The 16,944-nt window shown below is 55.5% G+C and carries 11 protein-coding genes; 3 read left to right on the forward strand and 8 right to left on the reverse strand.

Annotated features, from left to right (window positions below; all coding sequences use genetic code 11):
- Positions 1-28: 28 nt before the first annotated feature.
- Positions 29-2,170, reverse strand: coding sequence for a TonB-dependent receptor (locus ACWHVV_RS13195; RefSeq protein ID WP_447926650.1), 2,142 nt, complete (start codon positions 2,168-2,170; stop codon positions 29-31).
- Between the two features lie 259 nt (positions 2,171-2,429).
- Here ACWHVV_RS13195 and ACWHVV_RS13200 point away from each other — a divergent pair, with 259 nt between their 5' ends.
- The gene (locus ACWHVV_RS13200) at positions 2,430-3,269 is read left to right on the forward strand and encodes an ABC transporter ATP-binding protein (RefSeq protein ID WP_447926651.1); all 840 of its coding nucleotides are present in this window, start codon (positions 2,430-2,432) and stop codon (positions 3,267-3,269) included.
- Positions 3,266-4,180, forward strand: a complete 915-nt coding sequence (locus ACWHVV_RS13205) for a sucrase ferredoxin (protein ID WP_447926652.1) — start codon at positions 3,266-3,268, stop codon at positions 4,178-4,180. Before ACWHVV_RS13200 ends, ACWHVV_RS13205 begins: the two co-directional genes overlap by 4 nt.
- A gap of 68 nt (positions 4,181-4,248) precedes the next feature.
- Here the strand turns inward: ACWHVV_RS13205 and ACWHVV_RS13210 are convergent, their stop codons facing one another.
- Together ACWHVV_RS13210 and ACWHVV_RS13215 are read right to left on the reverse strand one after the other, a co-directional pair.
- A complete protein-coding gene (locus ACWHVV_RS13210; protein ID WP_447926653.1) occupies positions 4,249-6,387 on the reverse strand; it encodes a TonB-dependent siderophore receptor in 2,139 nt (712 codons plus the stop codon).
- A 182-nt stretch (positions 6,388-6,569) separates the two neighbouring features.
- A complete protein-coding gene (locus ACWHVV_RS13215) occupies positions 6,570-7,877 on the reverse strand; it encodes an MFS transporter (protein WP_447926654.1) in 1,308 nt (435 codons plus the stop codon).
- Between the two features lie 274 nt (positions 7,878-8,151).
- On the opposite strand from ACWHVV_RS13215, the gene ACWHVV_RS13220 reads away from it, so the two are divergent.
- The gene (locus ACWHVV_RS13220) at positions 8,152-8,355 is read left to right on the forward strand and encodes a hypothetical protein (protein ID WP_447926655.1); all 204 of its coding nucleotides are present in this window, start codon (positions 8,152-8,154) and stop codon (positions 8,353-8,355) included.
- Between the two features lie 272 nt (positions 8,356-8,627).
- Here ACWHVV_RS13220 and ACWHVV_RS13225 read toward each other — a convergent pair whose 3' ends face one another.
- The 5 genes from ACWHVV_RS13225 to ACWHVV_RS13245 form a co-directional block, all read right to left on the reverse strand.
- The gene (locus ACWHVV_RS13225) at positions 8,628-9,797 is read right to left on the reverse strand and encodes a hypothetical protein (RefSeq protein WP_447926656.1); all 1,170 of its coding nucleotides are present in this window, start codon (positions 9,795-9,797) and stop codon (positions 8,628-8,630) included.
- Between the two features lie 62 nt (positions 9,798-9,859).
- Positions 9,860-11,059 (reverse strand): GIY-YIG nuclease family protein, encoded by a 1,200-nt coding sequence (locus ACWHVV_RS13230; RefSeq protein ID WP_447926657.1) that lies wholly within the window; start codon positions 11,057-11,059, stop codon positions 9,860-9,862.
- Positions 11,052-13,115 carry a DEAD/DEAH box helicase gene (locus ACWHVV_RS13235; RefSeq protein WP_447926658.1) on the reverse strand — a complete coding sequence of 688 codons (2,064 nt, stop codon included), beginning with the start codon at positions 13,113-13,115 and terminating at the stop codon, positions 11,052-11,054. The genes ACWHVV_RS13230 and ACWHVV_RS13235 overlap by 8 nt, the downstream gene beginning before the upstream one ends.
- Positions 13,116-13,128: 13 nt before the next feature.
- Positions 13,129-14,139, reverse strand: a complete 1,011-nt coding sequence (locus ACWHVV_RS13240) for a virulence RhuM family protein (protein ID WP_447926659.1) — start codon at positions 14,137-14,139, stop codon at positions 13,129-13,131.
- Entirely contained in the window at positions 14,136-16,922 is a 2,787-nt protein-coding gene (locus ACWHVV_RS13245; protein ID WP_447926660.1) for a class I SAM-dependent DNA methyltransferase, read from the reverse strand. The genes ACWHVV_RS13240 and ACWHVV_RS13245 overlap by 4 nt, the downstream gene beginning before the upstream one ends.
- Between the last annotated feature and the right edge of the window lie 22 nt (positions 16,923-16,944).

The following is a 16,944-nucleotide window of genomic DNA, read 5'->3' on the forward strand; positions in this document are numbered from 1 at the left end:
GCCGCGCTAACCGTTAGACATTCAGCCGTTAGAAATCCAGCCGGTAGCCTAGCGTCAGCGTGCGGCCACGCCCGGCAAAGTAGCGCTCGTCGTTGACCAGCGCACTTTGCGAATAGTAGGTGACGTACTGCTCGTCCAGCAGGTTAGCCACGCCTACATTCACCTGGCCGACCGGCAGTTGGTAGCCCAGGGCGGCGTCCATCAATAGATAACCATCGAACTCGCGGTCGGCTTCGTCGAAGGTTTTATCGAAGGCGTAGTTGGCCTGTACGAAGGTCGAAAGATCGTCGGTCCAGTTGGCCGACCAGCGAGCCGTCATACGATCCGGCGAAACATCCAGCCCGGACAGTTTGGCGTCCAGGTTTCCGTCTTCGTTGCTGTCATAGCGCCCTTTCATCCGCGAGTAGGCCACACGAGCCGAATGCCGATCGGTGAACTGATAGTCGACCGAGGCCTCGAAGCCCTTGATCTCGGTTTCCTGGCGCTGCATGTAGAACACATCGTCCACTTCGGTCAGGCGGCTGCCAAAGTCCGACGACGACTGGTAATAGCTAAGCTCCGCCGCCAACCGGTCGTTTTCGAAACGCACCCCGGTTTCGACATTATCGGTCACGACCGGGCTTAGGTTGTCGATGCTGCCCACGGACTGGTTGGGCGTGCTGATTCCCCTCAAGGCACGGCCTACGTCGGGGATCGAGAAGCCTTCGGAATAATTGGCAAACAGGCTCCAGTGATCGACCGGATTCCAAACCGCGCCCAGGTTATAGAGCGTTTCGTTGAAGCTTGGCGAGCCGCCTTCGACCGCCACGCCGTTATTGGCGGCCACCGTTTGGTAGTCGTCGATATCGAGCTTGGCATACTCATAGCGCGCCCCGAAGGAGAGCAGCAGCGACTCGACCGGGCGCACATCGGCCTGAACGAACGGCGATAGATCGGTGTAGTCGGTTTGCGGCACGTAGGTGCGATCGCTCTGGTATAGATACTGCTCGGTTTCATCGAACAGGGTATCGAAGCCGACGGTAAGCTTCAGGCGCTCCTCCCAAAAATCATCCCTGGTGAGCGACACCTTGGTACCCCACTTGCTGGTGGCGGCCATGGTCTGGTCATAAAACGTGCCGATCGGGGCGATGCTGGCGTCCTGGAAGGTGGCGGAGTCGGTGGCTCCAAACAGCGCTTCGTAGTCCTGGTAGAACACCTGGGCGCTTAGGTGCATGCCGGCCAGGTCATAGTGGTCGTAGCCAAGCCCGGTCGTCCACACCCGGTTGTAGGGCGCATCGCCTTCTGGCGTACCGCGCTCAGAGGTCGTGACCACGCCGCCCGCGCGGTCGCCGGTCACGCTCACGTAATCGTTATGCCCTTCGATGTTGTAGTGGTTGACGCTGAACTGCAGGCGCTGGTCGTCATCCACCCAGTAGGCCAGCTTGCCCAGAATATCGAAAGAGCGAGAATCCATCAGATCGCCCTGGGTGTTATCCACCCCGACCGCGTCACCGTTACCATCCAGAAATAGCCCCTGGTCTTCATGGCTTGCCGAAAACAGGTAGTCGACATCGCCGCTATTGCCGCTCACGCCGTAGCTGGTTTTATAGCTCAGCGTATCGCTGTCGAGCTCGCGGGTGGGCGTGGTGATCTGCGCTTCCACGTGCTGATTGAACGAGCCGGGCTCGGGACGCTTGGTGACCAGATTGATCACACCGCCCGCCGCCCCGACACCGTTGGTGGCATTGGCGCCCTGGATCACCTCGATCTGCTCGACCATCGAAAAATCGATGGCGTGCGCTTCACGCCCGGTCGGGCGCAGCGGGTTGGACTGGGGAATGCCGTCGATCAATATCAGCGGCGTGCGGCCTCTCAGGGTTTCGCCGCTGCCGCTCATCTTTTGGCGGCTGGGCGAGTAGGACGGCAGCAGGTTGCTGAGTATCTGCGAGGAGTCGCTCGAGAACTGGCGCTGCTGGCCGATCTCTTCTTCGCTGATGATACGCACCGTTTGCGGCGAGTCTTGCGGGGTGGCACTGGTGCGCGAAGCGGTCACCACCATGGGCTGTTCAGCGTTGGCGCGCCCCGTTGCGGTCTGGTCGGTCACCGTTTGTTGGGCGTAGCCCTGAGTAGCTGCGACCAGCCCTGCCAGCGTGACGGTTGGCCACATTACCAAGCGTTTTTTGACCTGCACTGTGTAGTTTCCTTCTGCTCGAACGCGCGCCCAACTAAAACACGCTTACAAATGAGAATGATTGTATTACGCATATTAGGCCTTCGTTATGCGCAAAATGGAACACCACGTTCGGCTAAAATCGAAAATAATTTCCGGTCAATGACGCTCCGCTTTTGATACCTCGCCACTGCCCGCCCCGAGCAACGAGGGTTACCATTGAAAATGAGAATATTTTGCCTTAGGGTCTGGCTATCCTGATCACCCGATGAGCCCGCGAATGCCTTCTTCACCTGCTCTTGAGCCGCGCCTGACCGGCGACGATTTACACGTTGGCTACGAGGCTGCACCGGTTTTGAAGGGAGTCGATATCGCCGTCGAAGAGGGTCGGCTTACCGTGCTGCTGGGGCCCAACGGTTGCGGCAAGTCGACTCTTCTCAAAACGCTTGCCCGCACGCTTAGCCCCACCGCCGGCCACGTCTACCTGGACGGCAAGGACATTCACCGCAGCAATACCCGCGATGTCGCCAAGCGGCTGGGCATTTTGCCCCAGGGGCCGGTGGCGCCGGAGGGGCTAACGGTCAAACAACTGGTCGGTATGGGCCGTTTTCCGCACCAGGGGCTTTGGCAAAAAAACACGCGCCTGGACAGCGCAGCGGTTGACGAGGCCATGGCCTACACCAATGTCGGCGAATTCGCCGAGCGCAGTGTGGATGCGCTCTCCGGCGGCCAGCGCCAGCGCTGCTGGATTGCCATGGTACTGGCCCAGCAAACCGATCTGATTTTGCTCGACGAGCCCACCACCTTTCTGGACTTGAAGGTGCAGGTCGACCTGCTCGAGCTACTTTCCCGGCTGGCCCACGAAAAAAATCGCACGCTGCTGCTGGTGCTTCACGACCTGAACCTGGCCGCCGCCTACGCCGACCACCTGGTGCTGATGCGCGACGGGCAAATCATCACCAGTGGCGCGCCCGGCCAGGTGTTTACGGCGGAAAATCTCGAGCGCGTGTTCAACCTCGATGCCCAAATCCTTTTTGACCCGGAAAGCGGCCGCCCCCTTTGTGTACCGCGCAAAGGGCGCGGCGCCGCTAGCCTGCAAGCGACGAGGCGCGCCTCATGAAACAGACTTTCTGCGCTGACTTAAGCCGTGAGCAGAGCGACCCACTCGCGGGTAGCGCCGCCCACGCCGAGCGCAACCTGCTGCTGAGCTGGCCGCGCGCCAAATGGCAGCGCAACCTGCGCCACGCAAACGATATGAGCGATACGCTGGTCGAGATGCTCGACCAAATGGCGGGCAACGGGCGGCGGGTCAATCTCATCCACCGTCAGGGCCAGGACGCCACTCGGCATACGGTCTTTTTAATGCCCGAAAGGCAACGTTTTAGCGTCGCGCGAGATGAGCTGACGCTGTTTTTGGCCGCGTGGCAGAACGCCGACTCGCTTGAACGGTGGGAGCAGGCCCCGCCCGTGCATGACCTCATACTCTGCTGCACCCACGGTAAAAAGGATAAATGCTGCGCCAAATACGGCTATAAAACCTTCAAGGCGCTAGCGCACACCGTTGCCGAGCATCATCTGCCCTTTGACGTATGGGAGAGCAGCCACCTGGGCGGTTGCCGCCTGGCTGCCAGCGTTATCCTGCTGCCCAACGCGCGCAAATACGGGCGCATCACCCCGGAGCAAACGCTGGATTTTCTGCAAACCGAAGCCAACGGCTTGCGCTTTCTACCCGGCTACCGGGGTGGCTCGCAGCTTACCCCCGCCCAACAAAGCGCCGAGCTTGCGCTGCTCGAGCGTTTGAGCACGCAGGCCTCCCAGCCCCAACTTACCCTGCTGGACGAAAGCGGCGGCGAGCATGAACGCACCCTGCGCTGGCGCTGCGAGCAGCAAGGCGCGCAAAGTGAGGCCCAGGTACACTGTCAGGCTACGCCGCTGATGCGTGTCGATTCCTGCGCCGATCTCGATCAAGGGCCCACCGAAAGCCTGGTGTGGCGAGCCACTCACCTCGACGGCCAGGCCCTTCAGGCCTAAGGCCTTGCGACTTGCATAAAAAAAGCCCGGCGTGCCGGGCTTTTTGCGCTTGATGGCGGGCGTTGGGCTTACCAGCGGTAGCTGACGCTTCCGATCACGCTTCGCGAGTCGCCGTAGTAGCAGTAGAAATCGCAGCCGCTGACGTACTCTTTATCAGTGAGGTTTTTAACGTTCACCTGGGCGGACCAGTTCTCGTCGATCTCATAACGGGCCATGGCGTCATAAAGCGTGGTCGAGGAGACGTTGCCTTCGACGCTGCTGCCGGGGCTGGCTTCGCTTTCGCCCAAATAACGCACGCCAGCGCCAATCGACAGACCCGGCAGCGCCCGGCTCATGTCGTAACCCAGCCACGCGGAAGCCGAGTGGCGCGGAATCAGCGGCACGCGCTCGTCCTGCTGGTCGTCGCTTTCGTCATAGCGCGCGTCGGTGTAGGTGTAGGCGGCGGTCAGCTGTAGTTCATCGGTCAGGTAACCCACGCCCTCTACTTCAAAACCGTTGGAGCGGCGCTCGCCCGCTTGTTCCTGCACCGGGGCATCGGTGGAAATCAGCGTATTGCTTTCCTTGATATCGAAGGCGGCAATGGTGACGTAGCCGTCGACATCGAAGGGCGCGATTTTAACCCCCGCCTCTAGCTGGCGGCCTTCCAGCGGCTCGTAGCTTGAGCCGCTCGGGCCGATGCCCGCCACCGGCGTAAAGGATTCGCTGTAGCTTACGTAGGGCGAAACGCCGTTATCGCCCAGGTACATGGCGCCGGCGGTCAGCGAGAGCTGCTCGTCGTCATAGCCTTCGCTGGAACGGCCGGTGGCATCCGAGAAATCGTCGCTGCTGTCGACATTGTCGTAACGGGCCCCGGCCAAAAATACCCAGCTGTCCGCCACGCGCAGCTGGTCCTGCACGTAAAAGCCGAGCTGGCGGCGGTCGACATCGTGCTCGGTGGGGTCGCCGGTATCCGGCGCGCTAAACGAGGCGTAGTCCGGGTTGTAGAGATCCACGGTGTCGATATTGGAGAACAGCGACGAGCCGTCCCCGGCGGTGCGGAAGCTGTCGCGGTTGGTGTAGTTCAAATCGAGCTTTTGGTAGTCCGCGCCGAACAGCAGCGTGTTTTCGGTGTTTTCGGTATAGGTGCGCGCGATCAGGCGGTTGTCGATCGTGAAGCCGTCGTACTCGCCGTCGCGGTCGATCACGCCCCGCGAGATACCCCGCGGCGGCGTCACGTAGGAGTTGGGGTAGACGTTTCTAAGCTCGAGATCGAGATTGGTGTAGCGCGCGTTCTGCTGAAACTCCCAGGTATCGTTGATCTGGTGTTCAAGCTCGTAACCCAGCGCTACCTGGCGCTGATCCAGATGGTCGTAATCGGGCTGGCCGTAGTTGGTATCGCGGTCGATCTTGCCAAAGGGCGAGTCGTTCACCGTGCCAAAAGCGGGGAAGAAGCCCGAGGTGGGGGTGCCTTCATCTTTCTGGACGCTGGCCAAAAACGTGACCGTGGTGTCGTCGCTAAAATCCACAGCCAGGCTCGGCGCGAAGTAGTAGCGCTCTTTCTCGCTGCCGTTGAGCTCGCCGTCCTGGTCACGATAAAGCGCCACGGTGCGATAACGCATATCGTCACGCTCGCCGACCGGGCCGGACACGTCGATGCCCACCTGGCGGTGACCGTCGTTGCCCGCCTCTACGGTGATGTTGCCTTGGGGCTCATCCGTCGGGCGCTTGCTGATCGCGTTGATCACACCGCCGGGAGGCGCCTCGCCGTAAAGAATCGACGCCGGGCCCTTCAAGAGATCGACCCGCTCCAGGCCAAAGGTTTCGTTCATCCACCAGAAGTAGCCGCCGGTACGAAACAGGCGCAGGCCGTCCTGGTAAGTGGCGTTTTCCGCACTAAAGCCGCGCAGGAAGAACCAGTCCGCGTTGTTGTCGTTGCCGTAGGGCTGCGAGGTGACACCAGAGCGGTATTGGAAGGTTTCGTCGTACTTGTTGACGCCACGATCTTCGAGCTCCTGCTCACTGACCGTGGAGATCGCCCGCGGGGTTTCGATATCCGGCGTTGCGACCTTGAGCGCGGTGGCGGTGACCACCGTCGTGCCCATATCCACCGTTTCCTCTTGGGCCAGTGCGGCCAGGGGCGCCATGCTCAGCGCACTTCCCAACGAGATGAGCATTGAACGGCGAACGGCAAACGATAACGGTGCGGCTGCAAACGGAGGTCGAAGCATGAGGGCAGTCTCATTAAAGAGCAAAATGGGCGGTCAGAAAAGCTGAATGATACGGATTATTATTCACAATCACAATATCGAGGCCGACTCAAGCCGCTTTGCCGGAACAAGGCGTTGCACGATCAAACGCCCGCCAGTCTCCCGGCTTTATCGAGAGCACCAACGGGCCTACTTCCCTGCCCTCACCTTCGGCTACCGGCATGAAAGATATCCGCCAGCCGCCGGCGCTCGTGCTCCTCATAAAAGCTCGGGTCATCGAAGAGGTCCGGCTGCACGGCGTCGAACATCATGCCCAGCACCTCGGCACTGCTCTGCACCATCGGCTCGAAGTGGGCGGTATGAGTTTTCAATGCCCGCACCCGGCGCCGACGATAGATCGCATACACGCCCAGCAAAGTGAAGACGCAGGCAATATAGAGCGGCAAGCCGTGATCGCCCACCGCGTGCATCAGCGAGCCCGCCGCCAAGGGGGCTACCGCGCAGCCGGCGCCGTGCATCACCAGCATATCCGCCGAGCCCGCGACGATCTCATCCGGGTGGAGCTGGTCGATCAACTGCGCCACCGCCAGCGGGTAGAGCGAAAACGCCAGCCCGCCCCACAAGAAGTAGAGCGCCAGGAGCACGTTATGACTGGGCGCAAAGGGTATGGCCGCCGCCACCAGCGCCGCGCTCAGTACTACCCAAATCAACACCAGTGGCCGGTCATGCTGATCGGAAAAACGCCCGATGGGAATCTGCAAAAGCGCCCCACCGACGATGGCCGTACTCATCACCAGCCCCACCCCGGCGATATCGAACCCCAAATGGGTCGCGTAGATCGGCGTCATCGACCAAAACGCCCCCATGGCAAGCCCGGAGAGCGCCGCGGACGCCACCGCCAGCGGCGCAAACCCCAAAAGCGCCCGCAGGCTGCTTTTCGGCCGCTCGGAGATCTTCGGCTGCACGCGGCGCGTCAGCGTAATCGGCAGCACAGCCCAACTGATCAAAATCGCGATCATCACGAACAGCAGAAAGCCCTCCGGCGATGACAGCCGCAAAAACTGCTGCGCCGTCGCCAGCGCCCCCAGGTTGACCACCATATAAACGGCAAAGATGCGCCCCCGCTCGTGGCTTGCCGCCTGGCTATTGAGCCAGCTTTCGATCACCGTAATCAGAGTAATGAACGAGAGCCCATAAATAATACGCAGCGGCAGCCACACCCAAGGGTTGATGAAGACCAGATGCAAAAGCGCCATGGTGGCGCAAATAGAGGCACAAAAACCAAAGGTGCGGATATGGCCCATCCGCTTGATCAACCGCCGGCTCATCCAGGTGCCGCAAATAAAGCCCACGAAATACCCGGACATCACCATGCCCAACAGCGTGGTCGAAAACCCCTCGCTTGTGCCGCGCAGCGTGAGCAGCGTGTTGAGTAGGCCGTTGCCCAGCAGCAGAAGCGCCACGCTTTGGAGGATCGACTTGACCGGTCTGAGCATTGTTAGTGAGCGCATGGGCACCCTCGCCGCTGGGTGATGAGCCCAAGCGTATTAAAGGAAAGGAATCAATCCATGTAATGGGGTATGCATAAAGGGTGCCATGGGGGAACGCTGGTGAGTTGGCTGCCGCCTACATAGGGTCGATTCACCGAGACGCCGTACCTGAGGCTCGATGTAAAAAGTGAGGATTCAACTGGAGGTTGAATATCCCCTAACGCATAATAAAAGAGAGCCTCGTATTGCAAACGCCTTTACTGGGCACAGTAGAGGCAGGCAAAGGAGTCACTTCATGCAAGTTCGCATCAAGAAATATCGCACAGTTCGAGCGATCGGGTCTGTCATGGAAATTTGGCCAATTGGCAACTACAGCGAGCACATGCCCAAAGGTACGCCCCCGCAGCGCATGGCGCAGTGCTGGAGTAATGTAGGCAACCAGCTTCAAAAAGCCATCAAGAGCTACGAGCAGTCTGCGACGTCACACCATCTTCAGTAGCATCCGGGTTTAGAGTCAGAAGTTACTTGGCCAATTTGAGTTTTTCCCCCACCGAATTCCTCTGTGTTCCGTCTCACCTATAGCAACATAAGCTAAGCCCGCCGTGGTGGCGGGCCCAAACAAGGAGGCTCATATGGCCAAGCATGATGATGACAACCGCAGCCGACAGTTAGATCCCGAAAACGACGCATACTGGCAGTCTCGAGGAGAAGACGAACGTCCGGATGATTGGGAAGACCTAATCTAATTACGACACAAGCGGGGGACCGCAATTAGCCGCCCCCTGCTTCGGCTATAGTCTGTGACGCTTTTCTATACTCCGCTTCATATACCGAAAATATCTCTTCAATCATGGGTCTAGGCACATCATACATACTAAGGAATGCTCTAAACTCTCTACATGTTTCAAGAAAAATAAAGGCCTTAGCATAACCTTTTGCTATAACATTAAATGCATGATCGCCAAGTAAAGCATGCCTATAAGCCACTGCTTCGATGAAACCCTCGATGGAGGAATGCTCGGGACGTCCACTGTCTTCCCCTATCCAATTTCTTAGTAGCTTTTGCTTCGAAGATATGTCTGCTCCGCGGCCGCTCCCCTCGACGTCTTTCAGGTATTCATGTTCTGCCCACAACTTGCCCAGAAAAGCGCTAGTTGTGCTATTAGGTGGGCAACCGGAATTGGCCGCGATGTAATCCAGGAAGGACGAGACTGGGTTGCTCCACTCGCCTACTTGAGGGCAGAACTGCGGCAGGAGAGTCTCAAGCGGCACTCTCTCTTTATGGCTGCCAGTCAAGTATTCCCATTCGGCTGCTAGCCATGCAGCAAAGCGAAGCAACATAGACGAGAAAGCGCACAGACGGAAGTGAATCAATTCAGGGTAGGCCTCAAAGCCCCCACTAGGCGGATCGATTGACAGTAGGCCTTCCACGTCTTGTCGAGCCAGTAAGCACCCCGGCTCGGAGGCGAGGTTACACGCCAATAAAACCCGCAATTTATTATGAGCACCCACCGTGTTGAGCAACTCTTTGATCAAATCTCGTTCCGCATCGACTCGAGACTGCCAATACTCCTTGCTGACGGTTTCATGAAGACATTTGCTCGCAATCAAGGCAGACCATTCATTATAAGGCTGCCACAAAAATTCAAGTTCTTGTGGATCTTGGCGGAGCGCCTCTAATTCAGGCTTGTCTTTTAGGATACGCTCTATTTTAGCTTGGGTGCTCGGCCTGATTCCCTTGATATGCGAAGGATTCAAAAACTTTATAAAGGTTCGCCAAGTTACCCAGCCAGGGTTTAGCTTTCGCGCCTCTTCGTACCCATGCTTAGGAGCCGTTGGGGCATTCAGCAATACGCAAAGCTTTTGAATTGGATAAAAAAACAAAAAACCTTTCACATAGGGTATTTGCTTTTTGTCGGCCTCCAAAAGCTTCTTAACCATATCTAAAATGCTCCACTCAATTCTCAGCCTTCATAAACTTTTGCCCCTGTTTTATTGTTAGTTCAGCTAATCAACTGCGCAGTTTCTGGCTCATAAACCACACTCATAATCGACCCATCACGAACCCGCTCTACCGCCTCATCAATCACATGCAATGGCACCAAAAACCACTCGCGTGGTTTAACCGGGTGCCCGAAGCGGTCTTGAATTGTCAGCTCAAGCTGTGCGGGGGCGAAGATGCGATGGAAGAGCGCTTCCAGTTTGCGGCGGTTGATACCGGCCAGCTTGTAAGTAGCGACTACTTCAACATCGGCCAGTAAGTAGGTGGCATCATGAGTGGCGTTGGCGATACGAGCTTCGACCTTGCCACCGGTTACGCCGATTTTGTGGATCAGCTCCCGGTGCTCAGCCACAAAAGAGTGCTCTGAGAGGCTTCGCAGCACGTAGATGGTGCCGCTTTCGATGTCGTCGTCTTCCCAGGTTTCGCTGAAACGGTTTTCAATGGGCTGTTGTTCAGCAAACAGAGGCCCGGCATCCGGCTCAGTAATACGGCGGCTGGCCTCGTCTTTGTAGAGCGCTCTTACCAACGATAAGCGCAGTAGATTGCTTTCCGTGCCGTTGGAGAAAATCACCCGTAAGCGGGCATCTTTCTTGCCTTGGGGTGAATCAAACTCCTCACCCTCCTCGGCCACATAAGCCGTCTGTCCATCCACGATGAACCACTGCCCGACCTCGATAGTGGCGTTCTTACCGAAGCGACGCGTGGTTCTTAGCCCACTTTTCAGTTCGTCTTCTACGTGCTCAAACAGCGGCTGGTAGGTCGCAAAATCTTCGCACTTCTCTCTATTTGCCACCTCTTCAGCAGCCCGTTTCTCGGCGCTTGAGCGCACATGCTTTAGCTCGGTTAGCTCAGACGCCCCAGAAATCCCAGAAAGCTCAGTAAGTAAGGCGTCATCACCCATCGTCTCTGTCGCATCTATTTCGCTGATACTGACGTCATCCAGTAAGCCCTGATGATCAAGCGGCGCTACCAAGGTTCGGCATTCCTCAAGCGAACGAATGCGATCAAGACGCACGGCATAGAGCCGCTCAAAAATATCGTTGTCTTCACCATGCTGCGGGGCATGGCTATGCCGATCAACAAAGCGCTGAATCTCTTCAAACCCGGCAATAATGCGCTCTTCACGTGTCGAAAGACCTTTCTTTTTCTCGGCTTGAGCTAGCTCATCAAGCTCGGCGCGCAAGTCGTCCAGATCAGTCATAACGACCCTCATCTTTAAAGCGTACGAATGCAGAAGCGCCTTCGGCCATGCGCTTTTCCCAAGCATCCTGGGAGCTGATAGAAGGCAAGCGCCCTCGCTCTTTCTTGAATTTGACCGCTCTCATCGCCAGCTCTTTGGCTTCATCAGGCGTCAGATTGGTACGTTTGCCAGAGATGACAGCAGCCACTTGCTTCAAGCTGTCTTCGCTCATGCTCTTGGCCAGAATCGCGTAGGCCTCGCTGAAAGGGTTGATGCGATCAATCAAATCAATATCGAGCTCCCGCACGTCCATGGCGAACTTGCGGACCCCTGCTATTAATGCGGTGTTAGGCCTTGGCTCATTGCTACCAATATCGACGGCCTCACTACCCGCTAGCAGTTGCTTGGCCTGCTGGGTGAGGTTGAGCGCAGCGATGGCATGCTGGCGAACGGCTTCTTGGTCTTGCTCGTCCAGATTGGGATAGCGCTCTTTGATGATCTTGCCCATGCGTACCTGGGTGAGCTCTTCAGGCACCAGTTCTTCATCAAACAAACCACGCTCAATGGTGGTCTTGTCCTGCACAAAACCGGTGATCACTTCATTCAGGTCTTCTTGGCAAATCCGGGTCGCTTCTTCGCTTTTGGGTTCTGCCAGCCCCTTGATTTCGATGTGATATTTACCAGTTTCTTCGTTAACACCTACGTTACATTTGCTGGGATTATAGCCTTCATCACCGTAGTCCAACCCCTCTTGCGGGCCGCTGGTGGGGTGCTTTGGCTTGAACTCAAAGCGCGGTGCTAGCACTTGCTCCATCAATAAGCTGGCAGCGATGGCTTTTAGGGTATCGTTAATGGCTTCGGTTACGGCCTGTTCAGCCGCATCCGGCTCAGCGATCAAATTCGTGAAGCGCGCCCGTGTCTTGCCCGGCGCATCCCGCGTGGCGCGACCGATGATCTGCACAATCTCCGTTAGGCTGGAACGGTAGCCCACCGTCAACGCATGCTCACACCAAATCCAATCAAAGCCCTCTTTCGCCATGCCCAGGGCAATGATGATATCTACATGTTCACGGTTATTTTTCTGCGCAGGGTCTTTCAATGCGCTCGATACATGCTCACGTTTGGTTGAATCATCATCTACCAAATCAGCAATTTTAAGCAGCCGCCCTTCTGGCGTTTTCACCAGTTGAAAACCGGTGGCCGGATCAGCCCCCTGCCACTCCCCCAGCGCTTCGATGATGTGTTCAACCTCGCGAACCTTATCTTTAGAGCTCTCGCGAGAGTTGACATTGGGAATATGGAGTATGGTCTTCTCAGCAGGATCAAGCACCTTGAGGATGTCATCAGCATAGGAGCCTGAGTAGAAGTAGTAGCCGATATCCAGCTGCTTGAGATACTCGTAACCGTTGAGCTGCTCGTAATAGGTGTAAGTCACCGTATCAAAGCGCGACTCATCCTGCGGAGCCAACACCGCTTCGGTGTCGCCTCGGAAGTAGGAGCCAGTCATCGCGACGATGTGGACCTTATCGCGATTGATAAAGCCGCCCAGATGAGCACCCAGCTTGTTATCCGGGTTGGCCGAAACGTGGTGGAACTCATCTACGGCGATTAAGCGGTCATCAAAGGCCGCTAACCCAAACTGATCAATCGCAAAGCGGAACGTCGCGTGGGTACACACCAACACTTTGTCGCTGCTTTCGAGGAAAGCGCCTAACGATTTGACCTTGCCGCCATTGTCCGTGCCTGGTGCGTTGCACAGGTTCCATTTAGGTTCTACCTGCCAATCAGCCCAGAAGCCGTAGTTGCTGAGCGGCTCGTCATTAAAGCTGGAGCCGATAGATTTTTCCGGCACTACGATAATGGCCTGTTTCAGCCCCTGGTTGTGCAGCTTATCCAACGCAATAAACATGAGCGCGCGGCTTTTGCCGGATGCGGGTGGTGACTTAATCAGCAGATACTGCTCGCCTCGGCGCTCATAAACACGCTCTTGCATAGGCCGCATGCCCAGTTCATTGGACGTGGTAGAACTGCCATTGCTAGCGTACGAAACAGAAACTGAAGGTACTCTCTTCGTCATAATGCAATCCCTGTCAGGGCTTCTTGCCCTTGTATTTGAGGTCTTGTTCTAGCTGTTCGATTTCTTTTAGGTCAGCGGCATCAGCTGCTTTTGCCTCCGCCGTGCTCCGTTGCTGGTCGAACACCACATAACGCTCACGGGCAATCTTTTCCATATTTTCACGGCTAACCGAGCCTGCGCCTTCGAGGATGGGCTGGTCATTAAACGCCAGCATCTTATCGACATTATTACGCCAGAAATCCAGAGTAAGTTCTTTCTGGTTCTTGACCCTTAGCTCTGCCTGTTCGAGGAAGATCACCACCAAACGGTTCAGCGTGTCGATTTCGTCAGCCTTTAGGTAGTTTTTAGCCACGATGACATCCTGCTTGCGAACCCGTGAGCCGCTCCAGTTGGTTAACGCCATGTTAGGCATACTGGAGTTTGAACGTTTCAAGATCAGCTCGGCAGCTGTGTGGCCTGTGGCCGCATACAGCAGCTTGTTTTGCACCTCAGCAAAAAACTGTGCTGTCTCTCGCTCACGAGCCTGATAGTCGGAGCTAAGGGCAAAGAGATCGCGGACTTTCTGGTAGAAGCGTTTTTCCGAGGCGCGTATGTCACGGACGCGCTCCAGGAGCTCATCAAAGAAATCCCATCCACTTGGGTTCTTAAGGCGCTCGTCGTCCATCACGAAGCCCTTAATCAGAAACTCCTTCAGGTGAGTGCTGGCCCACTGGCGAAACTGCACGCCGCGAGACGAGCGGACGCGATAGCCGATAGCCAAGATCAAATCGAGGTTGTAGTAACTGATCTTCCGCTTAACCTGACGCTTACCCTCGGATTGAACTGTCAAGGAATCCTTGACGGTTGCCTCAGGATCTAACTCATTGTCTTCGAATATATTTTTGGCGTGCAGAGAGACATTCTGCTTGGTGGTTTGGAACAGCTCGGCAATTTCCAGCTGGCTTAGCCAGATGCTGTCGCATTCTACACGCAGGTGCAGTTGGGTGCGGCCATCGTCCGTAGTGTAGAGAATGAGATCACTCATGCATTCCTCCGTGCTGTCCTATTGGTAGACGCTTGACTAGGAACCTCTGCGATCATCTTGGTATACAGCTCAAACAGCTTTTCCAAACGCTCCGTATCGTTCTTGAAGCGACGCCCGATGTAGATTCGCTCCAACACCTCATCATTGCGTTCATGGGCTTCACGCAGATTGGCGGGCATTTTTTCAGGAACGTAGAGATCAGCAATGGTGGCCGGAAAATGCGTTTCACGAGCCAGCAGAATATTTTCGGCGCAGTGAGTCAGGTCGGCTTTGTTTTTTTCGGTCAGGGCTGGAACGGGGAAAGTGTTCCAGCCTAGGGTGTTCGTATAGGAAAAATCAGTTCGCATTCTTGCACAGACCGCTCCAACCCAAGCAATATTTAAGCGTGAACAGATAATTGAGAAAGGCCACAAAGGACTTCCTGGCAATGTGAACGCTTTATTCGATACTACAGTGCCTTCAGGGAGCAAATCAGCTGGGAGATACCGCCTGTTCTCCGAGCTGATAACTGGAACAACAATAATCGGCAACTTAGATATAGGCTTCCGCTCATCAAAACGGTGTGACCAACTTGCAGCCTTGACTGTTGCTGACTTTTTACTGGCCAGACGAAATTTTTTTACTTTTTGTATGCGATCATTAATTACGTTTATTTTTTTCGCTTCATCAGCTTGATCGTCTTCGATCCAGATGCAATAACGTTTGATGCCATTGATAAGCTCTCTAGATCCAACAAACGGCTTAATAAAATTATTACGATCTGAGTTTTCGAGTACTAAAGATGACATTTCGCTGGAATCAAGAACGAGATTCCCCCCATCTGTGGGTGAATTGCCACGAGCCATCTCAGGGAGCCCACTGATATGAGATGGAGATGAGTGAACAACAATGTCAGCACCTGAAATCAGATATGCGTTTATATTGTCGCAAGCTTTTGAAACAAGTTCGCCATCAGAATCTATAGAGTATAAACGGCGCATAGCTGGTAGTTCTGACGATATTGCAACGATTACCACTGTAACCCCTGCGCTGTTACTAGCTAAATTTGCCCACCTAAAGCTAGTATGTGCAAAGACTATTTTATGACCAGTAGAAAAAATTTCTGGCCATAGAGTCGATACCTGCTTTCCTTGACAGATTGAGTTTGTAGATACAAATGCTGTGGTAGTGGGCGTATGAAGACCATAGTCTGCTGCCTTCATAAACCATCCGGCTACATAGTCAAGTGTTCTCCAGCTTGGTAACCGTTCAGCAAATATTTTTTCGAGATCAGTTTTCTGCTCAGGAGACTGCCATTTAGAACCCAGATAAGGAGGATTTCCGCAGATATAGGTCTCCCCACCTTCGTTCTCAAAATCGATTTGCGCCTGATCCAACGGTGATTCAAACAGGTCATCTGCGTGAAGCTTAACGCCGGTTCCTGTTGGCGGACAAATGCTCAGCCAATCCAGGCGCAAAGCGTTGCCACAGGTAATCCAGTTATCGGAGCTGAGGGGTAAAAACTCGGCCAGCGCTAATTTCTTGCCACGATAGTGCAAGTCACACTGGTACTCGGCAATAATCAGAGCAAGCCGAGCGACTTCTGCCGAAAAGTCGCGTAGCTCAATGCCTCGGAAATTAGTCAGCGGAATGTCAGTTGGCCGGTTTGGCTCGCCTCGACGCTGATTGATCTCTGCTTCGATAGCTCTCATTTGCTTGTAGGCGATAACCAAAAAATTACCCGAGCCGCAGGCGGGGTCAAACACGCGAATTTTGGCCATGCGGTTGCGAAGATTTAGCAGCTTGCGGGCGTTATCGCCTGCTTCCTCTAGCTTTTCGCGCAAGTCATCCAGAAACAGTGGATTCAGTACTTTCAAAATGTTCGGCACGCTGGTGTAGTGCATGCCCAACGCACCGCGCTCTTCGTCGTCGGCCACCGCCTGAATCATTGAGCCGAAAATATCAGGGTTGATCTGTGTCCAGTCCAAGCTGCCGATGTGCAGAAGATAAGAGCGCGCGATCTTGCTGAAGCGCGGTACGTCGACACTGCCGGAAAACAAACCGCCGTTTACATAGGGAAACTTCCCTGCCCAACGGGGGATGTTCGCAGCAGCATGCTCTTCTTGCCGCGTGTTCATGGCGCGGAAGATTTCGCTAATCACTTCATGGGTATTGGCAGAATCTCTGGCGCTCATGTCTGACACGGTATCGGTAAACAGCCCGCTACCGGCGAAGATGTCCGTATCTTCGGCAAAGAAGCAGAAGATCAGCCTAGCCATGAAGTGGTTCATCTCATGGCGCTGCTCTTCTGTGCCCCAGCTTGGGTTATCTTTCAGTAGCTCCACATACAGCCGGTTCAGGCGGCTGGTGGCCCGAATATCAAACGAGCTTTCACGCACCTGCTTAACGGTGGTGATGCCCGCCAAGGGCAAAAAGAAACCGAAGTGATCCGGGAACTCTTCATATTTGCAGGCAACCGTCTCGCCGCTTCCCAGCTCCTCGGCTTCTAGCATCTCACCATCGGTGGCAAGCACGAACTTCGCCTTGGCACGCGTAGTCGCTGTACTCGCCTTCAGAGCAGCTAGGGTCTCGGTAACGACACCGGCCTGCGCCACTGCGATATGGATATTGTTTGTCTGCAATACCCCACCAAGATCCGACTTATTGGACGTACCCGAACGCAACCGCTTGATGGTGGTCGCCTTGTTACCAAAGGCCTCCAGAAAGGCATAGGGGAATTCAGCCGGATCAAAGGGCTGTTGTGCCAAGTCAGAAATGGCAGATTCGATTTCAACTGCGTTCATGGAGTGCCGTCTATTCGGTTCG

The organism is Vreelandella sp. EE27, from assembly GCF_968206495.1.